Below are 15990 nucleotides of genomic sequence, written 5' to 3'. Positions count from 1 at the left end.
GTCATCACCCCTGGTGCGGGTAGCGGTAGGAGGTCGGAGCCACGAAGGTCTCCTTGATCGAGCGCGGGCTCACCCAGCGCAGCAGGTTGTGCACCGAGCCCGCCTTGTCGTTGGTGCCCGACGCGCGACCGCCGCCGAAGGGCTGCTGGCCGACGACCGCCCCGGTGGGCTTGTCGTTGATGTAGAAGTTGCCCGCGGCGAACCGCAGCCGCTCCTGCGCGTGCGCGATGGCCGCCCGGTCGTTGGCGATGATCGCGCCGGTGAGGCCGTAGGGCGCGGCGCTCTCCATCTGCGTGACCACGGTGTCGTAGTCGGCGTCGTCGAACACGTGCACCGCCAGCACCGGGCCGAAGTACTCGGTGGTGAACACCTCGTGCTCGGGGTTGCTGCCCAGCAGCACGGTCGGCCGCACGAAGAAGCCGTCGGTGTCGTCGGCGGTGCCGCCCGCGACGACCTCCAGCGAGGAGTCCGAGCGCGCGGCGTCGAGCACGCCGGAGAGCTTGTCGAACGAGCGCCGGTCGATCACCGCGCCCATGAAGTTGGAGAAGTCGGTGACGTCACCCATGGTCAGCGACTCGACGTCGGCCAGGAAGGCGTCCTTGACCCGGTTCCACACCGAGCGCGGCAGGTAGGCGCGGGAGGCCGCCGAGCACTTCTGGCCCTGGTACTCGAACGCGCCGCGGACCAGCGCGGTGCGCAGCACGTCGAGGTCGGCCGACGGGTGGGCCAGCACGAAGTCCTTGCCGCCGGTCTCGCCGACGATGCGCGGGTAGGCGCGGTAGCCCGCGATGTTCGCGCCGACCTGGCCCCACAGGTGCTGGAAGGTCCTGGTGGAGCCGGTGAAGTGGATGCCAGCCAGGTCCGGGGAGTTCAGCGCGACCTCGGAGACCGCCAGCCCGTCACCGGGCAGCAGGTTGATCACGCCGGGCGGCATCCCGGCCTCTTCGAGCAGCCGCATGGTCAGGTGCGCGGCGAGGGTCTGCGTGGGCGAGGGCTTCCACAGCACCACGTTGCCCATCAGCGCGGGCGCGGTGGGCAGGTTGCCCGCGATGGCGGTGAAGTTGAACGGCGTGATCGCGTAGACGAAGCCCTCCAGCGGGCGGTGGTCGGTGCGGTTCCACACGCCGGGGCTGGACTGCGGCTGCTCGGCCAGCAGCTGGCGTCCGAAGTGGACGTTGAAGCGCCAGAAGTCGGCCAGCTCGCAGGCGGCGTCGATCTCGGCCTGCACGGCGGTCTTGGACTGGCCCAGCATGGTGGCCGCGTTGAGCGTGGCCCGCCACGGGCCGGACAGCAGCTCGGCGGCGCGCAGCAGGATCGCGGCGCGGTCGTCGAAGGACATCGCCCGCCACGTGGGCGCGGCCTCGCGGGCGGCCTTGAGCGCGTCCTCGGTGTCCCGCTGGGTGGCACCCCGGAAGGTGCCCAGCACGGCGCGGTGGTTGTGCGGCTGCACCACGTCGAAGCGCTCGCCGCCGCCGACGCGCTGCTCGCCGCCGATGGTCAGGGTCAGCTCCAGCGGCTCCTTGGCCAGCTCGGCCAGCTTCGCCTGCAGCCGCGCGCGTTCGGGCGAGCCGGGCGCGTAGGTCAGGACGGGCTCGTTCACCGGTGCGGGCACCTTGGTCACGGCATCCACGAGCGGCTCCCTTCGACGTGCTTGCGGTACCCAGAACGGTAGGTCTCCACCCCCGGCTGCCCGTTATCCGCGCGACTAGGCTTGCGGCACCGCCGTTGTACGAATGGACAAAAGCCGTGAGCCTGAGTCAGGTCCTGGTCGCGCTGGGTGACCCGCTGGTGGAGGTCCAGGTGGCCCCGCACGGCCTGGCGGTGGACGTGCTCGACGTGGTGATCCTCGACCCCGACGACGCCCCCGACGTGCGCCCCGGCGACTTCGCGCTGGTCATCGGCGCGCGGGGGCGGGCGGCGCTGCCGCTGGTGCGGGCCGCCGGGGCCGCGGGCGCGGCGGCGGTGGCGGTCAAGGTCGACGCGCCCGCGCCGGTGCTGCGGCAGGCCGCCGCGGACGCGGGCGTCGCGCTGCTGGCGGTGCGCCCGGACGTGCGGTGGGAGCACCTGGAGTCGCTGGTCAGGGCCGTGGTGGGCAGCGCTCGGCTGACCGCCGACGCGGGGGAGGTCTCGGGCGACCTGTTCGGGCTGGCCCAGACCATCGCCGCGCTGACCGGCGGCATCGTCAGCATCGAGGACACCGCCAGCCGGGTGCTGGCCTACTCGCGCTCCAGCGACGAGGTCGACGAGCTGCGCAGGCTGTCCATCCTGGGCAGGCAGGGCCCCGAACCGTACCTGGCGATGCTCCGCGAGTGGGGCGTCTACCAGCGGCTGCGCGCGGGCGAGGAGGTCGTGCGCGTCGACGAGCGGCCCGAGCTGGGCATCCGGCGGCGCATCGCGATCGGCATCCACGCGGGCAGCAGGCCGCTGGGCTCGATCTGGGTGCAGGAGGGCGCCACCCCGCTGACCGAGCAGGCCGAGCGGGCGCTGCTGGGCGCGGCGCGGGTCACCGCGCTGCACCTGGTGCGGCAGCGCGAGCCCACCGCCGCCTTCCGGGAGAACCTGCTGACCGCCCTGCTCGACGGCCGGGTGGACGCCGCGTCGGCGGCCGACCAGATCGGCGCGGACCCGGCCAAGCCCGCCGCCGTCGTGGTGTTCGCGCTGCGCGGCGGCGACGGTGCGGACCGCACCCAGGTCGAGCTGCGCCGCGCCGAGATGACCGGGCTGATCTCCGTGCACGCCGCCGCCTACCGGCGCAGCGCCCTGGTCAGCCAGTCCGGCGGGCGCACCTACGCGTTGCTGCCCGACCTGCCGCCCGGCGTGTCGCTGCTGCCGCTGACCAGGGAGATCGTCGCCGCCGCGCGCAGGCACATGGGGCTGCGCGTGCAGGCGGCCATCGGCTCGACGGTGCCCTCGGTGGACGAGGTCGTGCTCTCCAGGGGCGAGGCCGACCGGGTGCTCGACGCGATGGGCCGCGACCTGGACGCCGAGGTCGCCACGCTGGCCGACGTGCGGTCGCGGGTGCTGGTCAGCGAGACGCTGGCGCTGCTGGCCGAGCACCCGCGCGTGCGCGACCCCCGGCTGACCGGGCTGCCCCCCGAGCTGGCCCGCTCGCTGCTGGCCTACCTCGACGCGTTCGGCGACGTGCGGGCCGCGGCGGCGGGCCTGCACATCCACCCCAACACCCTGCGCTACCGGGTGCGCCGCGCCGCCGCGCTCGGCGGGTTCGACCTGGACGACCCCCTGATGCGGTTGTTCGCCCAACTGCAACTGCGCCTGTCATGAAGCCGCGGCGGCGAGGCCGTAGTTTGTGAGGGGTGACTCCCGAAGCACCGAGCAGGCGTGGCAGCGACTTCGCCGAGCTGTCGCGCGAGGTCAAGCAGGCCGGCCTGCTCGACCGGCGAATCCCCTTCTACCTGTGGCGGCTGGGCGGCGTGCTGGCCGCCCTCGCCGCGACCGGCGTGGCGCTGGTCCTGATCGGCGACTCCTGGTGGCAGCTCGCGGTGGCCGCCGTGCTGGCCGTGGTGTTCACCCAGATCGCCTTCCTCGGCCACGACGCGGGCCACCGCCAGGTCTTCGCGGGCAAGCGGGCCAACGAGACCACCGGCCTGCTGCTGGGCAACCTGCTCATCGGCGTGGGCTACGGCTGGTGGATGGGCAAGCACAGCCGCCACCACGCCAACCCCAACCACGAGGACGAGGACCCCGACGTCGACATCGCGGTGCTGGCGTTCAGCGCCGAGCAGGCGCAGCGCAAGCGCGGCTTCTTCCGGTTCGTGGTGCGCAACCAGGCCTGGCTGTTCTTCCCCCTCCTGCTGCTGGAAGGCTTCTCCCTGCACGCGATCAGCACCGCCGCCGCGGTCCGCCGCTCGGTCCGCGGCTGGCGGCTGGAGCTGGTCCTGCTGGCGGTGCACGTCGTGGGCTACCTGACCGCCGTGTTCCTGGTGATGTCACCGCTGAAGGCGGTGGCGTTCATCGCCGTGCACCAGGGCCTGTTCGGCGTCTACATGGGGTGCTCCTTCGCGCCCAACCACAAGGGGATGCCGGTGCTGTCGGCCGGGCACCAGCTGGACTTCCTGCGCAAGCAGGTGCTGACCTCGCGCAACGTGACCGGCAACTGGTTCACCGACGTGCTGCTGGGCGGGCTGAACTACCAGATCGAGCACCACCTGTTCCCGTCGATGCCCCGGCCCAACCTGCGCCGGGCGCAGGTCATCGTGCGCGACTTCTGCGCCCGGCACGCCATCTCCTACGCCGAGTGCGGCCTGTTCACCTCGTACGGGCACGTGCTGCGCCACCTGCACGAGGCGGGAGCTGAATTGCGCGGTGCAGCAGCGCTCGCTCCAGCAGCGTCCAAGTAGTGGTGGTCAGCAGGTAGACGCCCGCCGCCAGCGGCAGCACGGCGGCCACCAGCACCGTGCCGAACGGCAGCAGCCGCAGCAGCCTCGCCAGGGGCAGCTGCGGCGCACCGCTGTCCGCGGCGATCCCGGCCTGCCAGCGGAAGGTCCCGTAGGCGACCGCGGTCAGCGCGGCGAACAGGGCCAGGAACACCGGGGTGTGGCCGAACTCGCCCAGCCAGTGCGCGCCCAGCGGCGCCCCGAGCAGGGTGTCCTCCAGCAGCGGGCTGGGCGTGGTCACCAGGCGGTACATGATCATGAAGAACGGCGCCTGCACCAGCGCGGGCAGGCAGCCCGCGAACAGCGAGGTGCCCGACTCCCGGTACAGCTCCACGGTCTTCTCCTGGAGCTTGACCGGGTCCTTGCCGTACTTCTCCTGCAACTTCCGGACTTGCGGCGCCAGCGCCGCGCGGGCCTTCTCGCCGCGCACGGCGGCGCGGGCCAGCGGGTGCATCAGCAGGCGGACCACGGCGGTGAACAGGACGATGGCGAGCGCGGGCGCGGCGAACGAGGACAGGGCAGAGCCCAAGGCGTGGAACATGGGGAACTCCGTGTTGGATCGACCCGGCTCCGCCGGGTCTTCACGTGGTCAGGGATCGGCGGCCACTGCCCCTGCCGATCACGCGAACCGCGCGTTCGAGCACCGCGAACCGAGCGTTCGCGCACCCTGAACCGAGCGTTCGGGACGTCGACTAGACAGCGGCGGGGCCGAGCCCCGGCGCTCGGGGACGGGGGCGCCCCGCCGCGTCGGGGTCGCGCAACCGCAGGAAAGCGGCGCGCAGCGACCTCTCGCGCAGCGACAGGGACCTGATCCACGCGGGCGCGCTCCGCACCGCGGGTGTGGCGGTGAGCAGCAGCACGACCACCGCCACGGCCGTCACGGCGGCCAGCAGCTCGGCGGGGGAGTGCAGCAGGGTGAGCGCGAAGAGGCCCGGCAGGTGCAGCGCGAAGAGCAGCTGGAGCCGGGTCACCCCTCCACTGTACCCACGAGCGCGGGCCGGGTGGGGTGGTCGTAGCGCACCACGAGGTCCGCCTGCGGCTCGTAGTCGTCGTAGGCGGGCAGCGTCCACTGCCACTCCGGCGGGGTCCGGCGCCGCAGAGCGCCCGGCGACAACCACAGGTGCACCGCCAGCTCGAACGGCAGCCACTTGTCCAGCAGCAGCGTGCCGTCCAGCAGCAGCACCCCGCCGGGGGCCAGCGCCACGTAGTCCGCGCGGCTGGCCCGGTCGGTCTCGGCGTTCCACAGCGCCGGCAGGACCCGGCCGCTGCCGCCGGGGTCCAGCGGCTCCAGCACCTCGCGCAGCAGACCGCCGGTGTCGGTCCAGGAGTGCCGGAACGACTCCGGGTCGGTGCGGCCGTGCTCCAGCCGCACCGACGCCGGGCGCAGGAAGTCCTTCGCCGACACGCGCAGCACCGGGCGGCCCAGCGCGCGCAGCGGGTCCACCAGCGCGTCGGCCAGCTCGTGCGGGTTGGTCGCGGTGGCGCCGTCGACGACCACCCGCGCGTGGCCGTCGCGGGGCAGCGCGTCGATCCGGTCGACCAGCTCGGCGACCAGGGTTTCCGGGGACAGCGGGGTGACCTTCACGGCTGCGGGTAGTCCTCCCAGCCCTCGGGCAGCACCGGGACCGGCCAGTCCGGGTCCGGCTCCCACCGCGCCCACGCCGGGTCCCACCACGTCGTCCCGGCGGTCAGCATCGCCACGACCTCCCGGCCCGTCGCGCGGATCGACTCGGCCTGCTCGGCGGAGTACTTGCCCTCCACCACCTGCCGCTCGAAGTCCTCGCGGTCCAGCTCCTGCCAGGTGCCGTCCGGGGCCACCTCGTAGTCCAGCTCGTGATCGAGGGTGTCGAAGCCCTCGGGGGTGCGGCGGAACGGGTCCTGCAGGTTGAGGTACCAGCCCGCGAACCGGCGCTGCGGGCCGTGCCAGAACAGGTCCACCGAGTAGGCCAGGTCCGGGCGGTGCAGCTGCAGCCTGCCGTGGCCGCGCCAGACCGTGTTCCCCTTGAGCTGCCAGCCGTGCGGGCGGTGGTGCGGCGGGAAACCCAGCACCGTGCCGGGGACGCTGAACGTCACCAGCAGGTCCGGCCCGTCCTCGACGACCCGCAGCGGCATCACCGACCAGGGCCTGCCGTGCAGCACCTCGCGGCGCAGCACCACGTCACCCGGCGAGAAGTAGCCCATGCGGTCCAGCCTAGGCGGGGCCGGTTTTGTGGGCCGGGATGACCGGATGATCGGTGTTACGTTGGGTGCCCTGCGTTCGAAGGAGTCCGATGCGTCGCTCTGCCGAACCCCTGTCAGCCACGAAGTTCCCCCGAACGGCCGCGGCCCTCGCGCTGGCCGCGCTCCTGCCCCTCGGCCACACCGCCTCGGCGGCCTCCGAGTTCTCGGCCCCGGAGTTCTCGGCCCCGGAGTTCTCGGTGCGGGGCCGGACCAGCCTGCGCGCCGCCGACCCGAGCGTCATCCGGGTCGGCGGTACCTACATCTCGGTGCAGTCGGTGAACAACGGCATCCAGGTCCGCCAGGCGTCATCGCCCGACGGCTTGGCCGCGGTCGCGGCCCGCCAGGTGTGGACCGACACACGCGGCATGGGCTCGGTCTGGGCTCCCGAGATCGTCTACGACGGTGGTCGCTACTACATCTACTTCTCCGCGGGCAACGACGCGGCGCACCGGATGTACGCGATCAGCTCGTCGTCGCCGGACAGCGGTTACACGGCGGAGCGCAAACTCGCTCTCCCCAACGACAAGTGGGCCATCGACGGCACGATGTTCGTCTTCAACGGCCAGCGCTACTTCGTCTGGTCCGGGTGGGAGGGCGACACCAACGTCGAGCAGAACCTCTACATCGCCCGCATGGCCGACCCGGTGACGCCGGTCGGGAACCGCTACGTCATCTCCCAGCCCCGCGAGTCGTGGGAGCGCGTGGTCGGGAACCCGTTCATCAACGAGTCCCCGGAAGCCATCAAGGACCCCAACGGGCAGCTGCACATCGTCTACTCGGCCAACGGCAGCTGGAGCGAGCAGTACTGCCTGGCCGACCTGCGCCTGCGGGCGGGCGGCGACCCGACTTACGTGTGGGACTGGTACAAGTCCAACGGCTGCCTGTTCGGCTCCAACCGCGCCACCATGATGAGCGGCTGGGACCCGACGCTGCACGTCAACGGCCCCGGCCACCACACCTTCGTGCTGCTCAACGGCGACATCGCCACCAGCCCGCCCGCAGGACCGAGGTTCCCGCTGATGTACCACGCGGTTGCCAAGGGCACGCCGTACAGCTGGGCCAACCGGTACTGGTACACCGGCACGTTCGCTTGGTGGGGCAACACCACCTACCGGCGTGCCAACGTGCCCGGCGCGAACACCGACACCGGCTGGAGCCTGAAGTTCTTCGAGTAGCCCCGTCCACCAAGCGCGCCTGCAAGTACTACCCGTGGCCCCCTGACGGGCGCGTAACTACTACCCGGCTCGGCGGACCGTGAGGCGGGTAGTAGTCAGCGGCCCATTTCGGTGGGTCGGGTGGTACTTGCAGGCGCGGTTCTGTGGTTGAGCTACGACTTGACCCACAGCAGGTGCAGCTTCACGTCCTCGCCACCCTTGAAGCGCTCGAAGGTGGCCAGTGCGCTGTCCGGGTCCTTGGCCGTGGCGCGGAAATCGCCTTCGGTGGACACGACGTCGGCGCGGTCGGCGAAGGCCATGCCCCACGCGGCGATCCAGCCGTCCTGGCGGGTGCCGTACTCGTGGGCGATGGCGAACAGCCGTGGCGCGTCGTCCTGGGCGAGCCCCTGGAGGAAGTCGGCGAACCCGGCTTCGTCCCACAGCGGTTCCTGATCGGCGAGCTCGTTCATGCGGTGTGCCTTTCGGTGGTTGTGCGCTGTCACCTTTGGAGTGCCAGGGCGGGAGGAGTCAACGCCGCGATTGCGGCTACTTGATCGGCGCCATGAATATGGCACAAAGAAATGCAGAGTGCCTTGTATCGAATGGGTGGACCTGCTCCACACGGCGTAGTGGAGACCGGCAGACTGGGCCGCCCGACGACGAGGAGAGTCACCGACGATGCCCAGCTCAGCAGCACCGATCCGGCGTCGGAAGCTGGCCGTCCGGCTGGCCGAGCTGCGCAAGGCCGCCAAGAAGCAGCAGAAGGAAGCGGCCGAGTGGACCGGCTTGTCGCAGAGCACGATCAGCCGGGTCGAGCGCGCCGAGTACCCGATCGAGATCAAGCACGTTCGATTGCTGGCGATGTGTTACGGGGTGGAGTCGCCGGAACTGGACCAGTTGTTGAGAATGGCTGAAGAGTCCGATGATCGTGGACTATTGATCGCCCACTCGGACACGGTGCCCGACTTCGCCCGCGACTACTTCGAGCTGGAGGGGTACGCCACCGAACTCTGGGTGCACGAACCCGCGTGGGTCTTCGGCTTGTTCCAGACCCCGGCCTACGCGCGTGCGGTTCTGCTCGCGGCCGAGCCGAATCCGACAGCTGCGGAGCTGGATCGAGCGCTGGCGCTGCGCATCGCCCGCCAAGCGCGGCTGTACGGCGAGCAGCAGCCCATCCTGCGGGTGGTGCTGGACGAGGCGGTGCTCCACCGCGCAATCGGTGGGGCTGAGGTGATGGCCGAGCAGTTGGCGCACCTCGTCGAAGTGTCGAAGTTGCCCACGGTGGACTTGCGGGTGCTGCCCTTCAGGACAGGCGCGCATCGAGCGGTGGGTGCGGGGTTCACCGTGCTGCGGTTCGAGGACACACCTGGCATGAACGTCGTCTACACGGAGAACCTCCGCTCCGGCGCATACCTGGAGAAACCGACCGATCTGGACCACCACGTCCAGGTGTTCGAGGAGATCGTCAGCGCCGCGCTCGCACCCGAGGAATCCCGTGACCTGCTGGATACCCTGAGGCAAGCACTGTGGAGGCAACCGGAAGGGGCGCTGTGATGATCGACCTCGCCTGCACGACGTGGCGCAAGAGCAGCCGATCGGGTCCCAATGGAGGCCAGTGCGTCGAGCTCGCCTGGCCCGGTGGGAGGTTAGCCGTGCGGGACAGCAAGAACCCCGACGGGCCGGCGCTCGCCTGGACGCCTGCCGCCGTGGGAGCGTTCTTCGCCGCTGTGCGGAGCGGGCGGCTCGGCTGAGCCGTGGCCCCGGTAGCCCGGCTCGGGGACGCCGGGGCCGCGTTCGCACTACCTGAACGTAGAACTCGCACTACCTGAACGTAGAACTCGCGGTACCTGGGCGTTCGACTCGCGGGGGAGTGGGCGTCAGGGGGTGGTGAGGAGGCGGCGGAGCTTGGTGGTGGCCAAGGCGTGCCGGGGGTCGGTGCGCGGGAGCAGGTGGGCCAGGCGGTCCAGGACTTCCGCGTCGTCGGCGACGCTGGCGTAGCACCACAGCGCTTCCACGTCGCCCGAGTCGAGCACGCCCCGGCGCACCGCCGCAGCCAGGTCCTCGCGCTCCTCGCGCACCACCGGCGCGTCCGAGCGCGGCAGCAGCTCGCCGTGGTACGCCGCCGCCGCGCGCGGCACGTCCCGCGCCCGCAAAGCCTCGCGCACCGCCAGGAAATCGCCGCGCACCTCGGCCAGCAGCCGGTACGGCCGCGTCAGCAGCACACCGCCCAGCTGGGCGCGCAACCGGTGCAGCTCAGCCCGCACCGTGGTCGGGTTGCCGCGCTCGCCGTACAGCTTGAGCGCCAGCTGCTCGGCCGACAGCCCGCGCGGGTGCAGCGCCAGCGCGGTCAGCAGCTCGGCGTGCCGCAGCGTCAGCACCAGCTCCCGGTCCTCCAGCCGCCCGGCGGGCTCGCCCAGGAACCGCAGCGACAGCACCGGCCGCCGCACCGCCCGCCGCGGCACCCGCAGCAGGTAGCCCTCGTCCAGCGGCTCCACCACGGCCTCGCGGCCGTCGGCCAGGCGCACCCGCTCCGCGTCCACGTCCACCCGCGAGGTCAGCAGGCCGTGCGGCTCGGCGGCGAGCACGCGGCCGGTGGGGCTGAGCAGCGCGCCGGGCTCCCCGTGCAGCGCGATCAGGTGCCGCATGTTGACCGACCTGAGCCGCTCCTCCCGCGCCGCCAGCCGGGCCCGCAACTGGGCCTCGGCCAGCCGCGCGGCGGCCGACACCAGCGCGGCCGTGGCCGGGTGCACGCTGGTCAGCGGGCCGCTGACGTCCACGACGCCGAGCGTGCGGCCGGTGTCCGGGTCGTGCACCGGGCTGGCCGCGCAGGTCCAGCCGTGGTAGGTCCGCACCAGGTGCTCGGCCGAGTGCACGGTCACCGACGAGCCGGTGGCCAGCGAGGTGCCCATCGCGTTGGTGCCGATCGCGTCCTCGCTCCACCGCGCGCCCTCGCACAGCCGCACCCGCTCGGCCAGCTCGCGCACCCGCGTCGAGCCCTCGCACCACAGGACGCGCCCCTCCGCGTCGGTGACGAGCATGACGTGCACCGCCTCGTCCGCGATGCCGACCAGGGTTTCCCGCAGCACCGGCAGCGCTTCGGCCAGCGGGTGCCCGCCGCGCAGGTCGGCCACCTCGTGCGGGTCCAGCACCACCGGCGGCTCGTGCCGGTCGGGGTCGATGCGCGCGGCCAGCGAGCGCCGCCAGGACTCCACGATCAGCGGCCGGGCACCCGGCGCGGGCGATCCGCTCAGCACCGCTTCGCGCAGGCGGGCGAGCTCGCGCGCGTCGTTGTGCATCCTCTGCCTCCCAGGGGGACCAGGATGGCCGGAGCACGGGCCGCGTGCCAACCTCCGACGTAATCCGTTCGGGTGCAACGCGGCTGCAACGTAGGTTCACCTAACTTCCCGGCATCCGACGCGGCGAAGCGGGGAGGGCCGACCAGATGGCGAAGTACGCGGCACCAGGGCGACCGGGCAGCATGGTCAGCTACCGCGAGCGGTACGACCACTTCATCGGCGGCGAGTACGTGCCACCCGCCGAGGGCGGCTACTTCGAGAACCGGACCCCGGTCACCGGCGAGGTGTTCACCGAAGTGGCCAGGGGCACCGCGCCGGACGTGGAGCGGGCGCTGGACGCGGCGCACGGCGCGGCCCGGGCCTGGGGCCGCACCTCGGCCGCGGACCGGGCCAGCGTGCTCAACGACATCGCCGACCGCGTCGAGGACAACCTCGAAGCCCTCGCGGTGGCCGAGACGTGGGAGAACGGCAAGCCGATCCGCGAGTCGCTGGCCGCGGACCTGCCGCTGGTGGTGGACCACTTCCGCTACTTCGCGGGCGTCATCCGCGCCCAGGAGGGCGGCATCTCGCAGATCGGCCACGACCTGGTCGCCTACCACTTCCAGGAGCCGCTGGGCGTGGTCGGCCAGATCATCCCGTGGAACTTCCCGCTGCTGATGGCCGCCTGGAAGCTGGCGCCCGCGCTGGCCGCGGGCAACGCGGTGGTGCTCAAGCCCGCCGAGCAGACGCCCGCGTCGATCCACGTGCTGGTCAACCTGATCGCCGAGCTGCTGCCGCCGGGCGTGGTCAACGTGGTCAACGGCTTCGGCTTGGAGGCGGGCAAGCCGCTGGCCTCCAGCCCCCGCGTCGCCAAGGTCGCCTTCACCGGGGAGACCAGCACCGGCAGGCTGATCATGCGCTACGCGGGGGAGAACATCATCCCGGTGACGCTGGAGCTGGGCGGCAAGAGCCCGAACATCTTCTTCGACGACGTGGCCGCGCGCCGCGACGCCTTCTACGACAAGGCGTTGGAGGGCTTCACCATGTTCGCCCTCAACCAGGGCGAGGTGTGCACGTGCCCGTCCCGCGCGCTGATCCAGAGCTCGATCTACGACCGGTTCCTGGCCGACGCCACCGAGCGCACGAGGGCGATCAGGCAGGGCGACCCCCTCGACACCGAGACGATGATCGGCGCGCAGGTCAGCGTCGAGCAGCTGGAGAAGATCCTCGGCTACATCGACGTCGGCAAGCGCGAGGGGGCGCGGCTGCTCGCCGGCGGGGAGCGCGCGGACCTGGGCGGCGAGCTGTCCGGCGGCTACTACGTCACCCCCACCATCTTCGAGGGCGACAACAAGATGCGGGTCTTCCGGGAGGAGATCTTCGGGCCGGTGGTGTCGGTGACCCGGTTCGACGACTTCGACGACGCCATCAAGATCGCCAACGACACCCCGTACGGGCTGGGCGCGGGCGTGTGGTCGCGCGACGGCGGCGTGGCCTACCGCGCGGGCCGGGAGATCCAGGCGGGGCGGGTGTGGGTGAACAACTACCACTCCTACCCGGCGCACGCGGCGTTCGGCGGCTACAAGCAGTCCGGCATCGGCCGGGAGAACCACCGCGCCATGCTCGACCACTACCAGCAGACCAAGAACCTGCTGGTCAGCTACTCCGAGAACGCCCAGGGGCTGTTCTAGCCCGCACCCCCGGTGGGGCGGCAAGTACTACCCGACCGGGTAGTACTTGCCGCCCCACCGCACCGGTCAGGACTGCCAGGGCACCTGGGACGAGGCGTAGAAGTTCACGCCCGCCGCCCGCCAGCGCGGGCCCTGCGCGGCCAGCCGCTCCCGGAACCCGTCCCAGCCCAGCGCGGCCGACGGGGACCAGCCCAGCTCGGCGATGGCGGCCAGGCGCGGGAAGGCCATGTACTCGATGTGCGCGGACTCGCTCAGCGTCTCCGACCACAGCGGGGCCTCGACGCCGTGGATCGCCGACTCCGGCACACCCCGCAGGTAGCTGCCGGGGTTCCAGTCGTAGGCGTCGCGCACCTCGACGTACCCGGCCCAGCTCAGGCCCAGCGGGGTGTCCTTGTGGTACTTCATGTCCAGGTAGGCCCGGTTGGCCGGGGACAGCACGATCCTGTTGCCGCGCGCGGCGGCCTCGACCAGGGTGGGCGCCTCCGGCGAGGTGCCCCAGAACTGCGCCACCGCCGACGGGTCCGGTCCGGTCTTGACGAACTCGTGCCAGCCGGTGGCGACCTTGCCGTGCTTGGCCACGATCGGCAGCACCCGGTCCATGAACGTCTGGTAGTCCGGGTCGGTGGTGGCGTGCGCCTCGTCGCCGCCGATGTGGATGTACCGGCCGGGCGTGATCGCGGCCAGCTCGCCGATCACGTCGTCGACGAACTCGTAGGTGATCTCCTTGTCGATGCACAGGGAGCTGAAGCCGACCTCGATGCCGGTGTAGAGCGGCGGGGCCACGCCGTCGCAGTTCAGCTCGGCGTAGGAGGACAGCGCGGCGTTGGTGTGGCCCGGCATGTCGATCTCCGGGATCACCGTGATGTGGCGCGACTGCGCGTACGCCACGATCTCCTTGTACTGCTCCTGGGTGTAGAAGCCGCCGGGACCGCCGCCGACCTCGGTGCTGCCGCCGTGGGTGGTCAGCCGGGGCCAGCTCTTGATCTCGATGCGCCAGCCCTGGTCGTCGGACAGGTGCAGGTGCAGCCGGTTGACCTTGTACGCGGCGATCTGGTCGACGTAGCGCTTGACCTCGTCGACGGAGAAGAAGTGCCGCGACACGTCGAGCATCGCGCCGCGGTGGGCGAAGCGCGGGTAGTCCAGCACGCTGCCGCCGGGCACGGTCCACGGCCCCGGCTGCGGGGTCCTGGCCTCGACCCGCGCGGGCAGCAGCTGGCGCAGCGTCTGCACGCCCGCGAACAGCCCCGCCCCGGTGCGGGCGCGGATGAACACCGCCTTGCGGGTCACGTCGAGCTGGTAGCCCTCGGCGCCGACGCGGTGGTCCGCGCCGACCAGCAGCAGCACCACGCCCTTGCCCACCAGGCCGGGCGTCACCGGCAGGCGGTAGCCGGTGGACGGGCGCAGCACGCCCGCCAGGTGCTCACCGGCCTTCCTGGCCTCGGCCGAACCGGGCTGGGTGAGGATCTTGGCATCCGGCTCCAGCGCGAAGTCCGCCCCCGGACGCGGGGTGACCTGCACGGGCGCGGGCACGATGGTGCGCAACGGCGACTCCGGGGCGGCGGCGTGGGCGGGCACCGCCGTGCCCGCGACGCCGCCGACGAGCAGCAGCGCGGCGAGCACCCGGCCCAACCCGGCTCTGATTCCTGTGGGGACCACGACATCCTCCTGGCGGCGCGGTGGCAGCGGGCGGCGGCGAACCCACCGTGTCAAGCCGCTCACCTGGTGTCAAGGTCTGGACCAATCAGGAGAGCTTCGGCCTGCCCAGCGCCCGCCACGCGGCGGGGAAGCGCTCCTCGGCGTGCCGCGCGCGACCCTGCTCCAGCCCGTGCAGCAGACCGAACGCGAACGCGTTCTCGTTGTCGCGCTGCGCCTGCGCGCCCAGCTCCCGCAGCACGGGCCGCGCCACCACGCTGTCCTGGTGCTCGCCCAGCAGCTCCTGCAACGCCTTGAGCCGCTTGCGGTAGCGGGTGGCGCGCTTGCCGAACAGCGGCTCGACCGCCTCCACCGCGTAGCGCAGCCGCTTGGCCGCCTTGCGCGTCTCGTGCAGCGCGGTGTCGTCGTCGCCGATGTGGCGGGTGGCCTCGGCGGCGCGCTTGGCCAGCCTGCGGTAGGTGCGCTCCACCAGCGAGGGCAGCACCTTCACCGCCTTCCTGTCCGCCAGCGGCGTCAGCGGCGGGTCGGCCAGCAGCGCGTCCACCGCGTCCAGCAGCGCGAAGTAGCGGGAGCTGTCCAGCGCGGCCACCAGCGCCCGCTGGGCCTCGGTCTCCAGCGGCGCGAAGTGCCGGGTGAGCCGGGCCGCCACCGGTCCGGGCACCAGCTCGGGCTCCAGCCCGGCGACCACGCCCTCGAACCGCCCGCGCAGCACCTCCAGGTCGCGCGCCTGGCCCAGCACCCCCGCCAGCCACTTCAGCTCGTCGGTCAGCTCGCGCGTGCGGTCCCGGTCGACGATCGAGCCGAACGCCTGCAACGCGCTGCGCATCCGCCGGGTCGCCACCCGCATCTGGTGCACCGCGTCGTCCTCCTGGCGGCGCACCCTGGGGTCCTGCCGCTTGAGCGCGTCCGCCTGCTCCCGCAGGTAGGCCAGCACCACACCGCCCGCGGTCCCGGCCGACCCCGGCGCGGGCCCCGGCGAGGAGAGCCGGTCGGCCAGCAGCCGGGTCAGCTTCGCCGACGAGGTCGACCGCCGGATGCCCGCCTCGGCCAGCAGCCGCTCCACCCGCTTGAGCAGCTTCGGCTCCCCGCCCTCGCCCAGCTCCACCTCGATCTCGCGCCAGGAGTCGGCCCCGGTCCCGTCCGGGACGGCCTGCGCCGACACCAGGTCCTCCACCACCTCGGCCAGCAGCTCCCCGTGCGCGTCCACCAGCTGCCAGCGCTGCCGCGTGGTCTCGATGCGCGCCACCGGGCCCAGCTCACGGCCCCTGGCGTGCACCCGCACCAGCGCGCCCAGCTCCTCCGGCGGGTGCTCGGCCGCCTCGCCCACCGGCAGCCGCACCTCCTCGCGGGTGTCGCCGCCCACCGGCAGCTTCAGGTGCCAGCCCGCGTCGTGCCCGCCGGTCCGCCTGCGCAGCGTCAGCCCGGCGCGCGCCAGGCGCAGGTCCGGGGTGTCGTAGTAGACGGCCTCCAGCCGCTGCTCCTCCGGACCCGCCGCGGCGGCCACACCCGGCAGGCCCGCCAGGTCCGGCAGCGCCGTGCCCGCAGGCGCTTCGTACTTCCGCTCCGTTTCCCGCACCGACGTCGCCATGCCCCAGGCATACAC

General features: G+C 72.4%; 15 protein-coding genes. 6 read left to right on the top strand and 9 right to left on the bottom strand.

Annotation, left to right across the window (positions count from 1 at the left end; genetic code table 11):
• Positions 1 to 4: 4 nt before the first annotated feature.
• Complete coding sequence (gene pruA, locus IEZ00_RS07005) at positions 5 to 1630, bottom strand: L-glutamate gamma-semialdehyde dehydrogenase (protein WP_189222217.1); 1626 nt, start codon at positions 1628 to 1630, stop codon at positions 5 to 7.
• 116 nt (positions 1631 to 1746) lie between these two features.
• On the opposite strand from pruA, the gene IEZ00_RS07000 reads away from it, so the two are divergent.
• Positions 1747 to 3282, top strand: a complete 1536-nt coding sequence (locus IEZ00_RS07000; protein ID WP_189222216.1) for a PucR family transcriptional regulator — start codon at positions 1747 to 1749, stop codon at positions 3280 to 3282.
• A gap of 32 nt (positions 3283 to 3314) precedes the next feature.
• Entirely contained in the window at positions 3315 to 4358 is a 1044-nt protein-coding gene (locus tag IEZ00_RS06995) for a fatty acid desaturase family protein (RefSeq protein ID WP_229795185.1), read from the top strand.
• Here IEZ00_RS06995 and IEZ00_RS06990 read toward each other — a convergent pair.
• The 4 genes from IEZ00_RS06990 to IEZ00_RS06975 all read right to left on the bottom strand — a co-directional run bounded on the left by IEZ00_RS06990 (position 4267) and on the right by IEZ00_RS06975 (position 6575).
• Positions 4267 to 4935 (bottom strand): YidC/Oxa1 family membrane protein insertase, encoded by a 669-nt coding sequence (locus IEZ00_RS06990; protein WP_189222215.1) that lies wholly within the window; start codon positions 4933 to 4935, stop codon positions 4267 to 4269. The two genes, IEZ00_RS06995 and IEZ00_RS06990, sit on opposite strands and share 92 nt — an antisense overlap.
• Before the next feature lie 151 nt (positions 4936 to 5086).
• On the bottom strand, positions 5087 to 5365 hold the full coding sequence (locus IEZ00_RS06985) for a DUF6412 domain-containing protein (RefSeq protein ID WP_189222214.1): 279 nt from the start codon (positions 5363 to 5365) through the stop codon (positions 5087 to 5089).
• Positions 5362 to 5979, bottom strand: a complete 618-nt coding sequence (locus IEZ00_RS06980; protein WP_189222213.1) for a nucleoside/nucleotide kinase family protein — start codon at positions 5977 to 5979, stop codon at positions 5362 to 5364. The genes IEZ00_RS06985 and IEZ00_RS06980 overlap by 4 nt, the downstream gene beginning before the upstream one ends.
• Entirely contained in the window at positions 5976 to 6575 is a 600-nt protein-coding gene (locus tag IEZ00_RS06975) for a ribonuclease FAU-1 family protein (RefSeq protein ID WP_189222212.1), read from the bottom strand. Before IEZ00_RS06975 ends, IEZ00_RS06980 begins: the two co-directional genes overlap by 4 nt.
• 89 nt (positions 6576 to 6664) lie before the next feature.
• Between IEZ00_RS06975 and IEZ00_RS06970 the strand changes: the two genes are divergently transcribed.
• Complete coding sequence (locus IEZ00_RS06970) at positions 6665 to 7789, top strand: glycoside hydrolase family 43 protein (protein ID WP_189222211.1); 1125 nt, start codon at positions 6665 to 6667, stop codon at positions 7787 to 7789.
• 152 nt (positions 7790 to 7941) lie between these two features.
• On the opposite strand, the gene IEZ00_RS06965 is transcribed toward IEZ00_RS06970, so the two are convergent.
• Positions 7942 to 8238 carry a hypothetical protein gene (locus IEZ00_RS06965; RefSeq protein WP_189222210.1) on the bottom strand — a complete coding sequence of 99 codons (297 nt, stop codon included), beginning with the start codon at positions 8236 to 8238 and terminating at the stop codon, positions 7942 to 7944.
• A 208-nt stretch (positions 8239 to 8446) separates the two neighbouring features.
• On the opposite strand from IEZ00_RS06965, the gene IEZ00_RS06960 reads away from it, so the two are divergent.
• Entirely contained in the window at positions 8447 to 9322 is an 876-nt protein-coding gene (locus IEZ00_RS06960; RefSeq protein ID WP_189222209.1) for a helix-turn-helix domain-containing protein, read from the top strand.
• Positions 9322 to 9519, top strand: a complete 198-nt coding sequence (locus IEZ00_RS06955; RefSeq protein ID WP_189222208.1) for a DUF397 domain-containing protein — start codon at positions 9322 to 9324, stop codon at positions 9517 to 9519. The genes IEZ00_RS06960 and IEZ00_RS06955 overlap by 1 nt, the downstream gene beginning before the upstream one ends.
• Before the next feature lie 126 nt (positions 9520 to 9645).
• On the opposite strand, the gene IEZ00_RS06950 is transcribed toward IEZ00_RS06955, so the two are convergent.
• Positions 9646 to 11064, bottom strand: a complete 1419-nt coding sequence (locus IEZ00_RS06950) for a GAF domain-containing protein (protein WP_189222207.1) — start codon at positions 11062 to 11064, stop codon at positions 9646 to 9648.
• 146 nt (positions 11065 to 11210) lie between these two features.
• Between IEZ00_RS06950 and exaC the strand changes: the two genes are divergently transcribed.
• The gene (exaC, locus tag IEZ00_RS06945; RefSeq protein ID WP_189222206.1) at positions 11211 to 12734 is read left to right on the top strand and encodes an acetaldehyde dehydrogenase ExaC; all 1524 of its coding nucleotides are present in this window, start codon (positions 11211 to 11213) and stop codon (positions 12732 to 12734) included.
• Positions 12735 to 12800: 66 nt separating this feature from the next.
• On the opposite strand, the gene IEZ00_RS06940 is transcribed toward exaC, so the two are convergent.
• A complete protein-coding gene (locus tag IEZ00_RS06940) occupies positions 12801 to 14390 on the bottom strand; it encodes a beta-N-acetylhexosaminidase (RefSeq protein ID WP_189222205.1) in 1590 nt (529 codons plus the stop codon).
• An 85-nt stretch (positions 14391 to 14475) separates the two neighbouring features.
• Positions 14476 to 15975, bottom strand: coding sequence for a CYTH and CHAD domain-containing protein (locus IEZ00_RS06935; RefSeq protein ID WP_189222204.1), 1500 nt, complete (start codon positions 15973 to 15975; stop codon positions 14476 to 14478).
• Positions 15976 to 15990: the final 15 nt, after the last annotated feature.

Source organism: Saccharothrix coeruleofusca (assembly GCF_014648515.1).
In the GTDB taxonomy this organism is placed as follows: Bacteria; Actinomycetota; Actinomycetes; order Mycobacteriales; family Pseudonocardiaceae; genus Actinosynnema; species Actinosynnema coeruleofuscum.
This window is presented reverse-complemented; position numbering and strand designations above follow the sequence as displayed.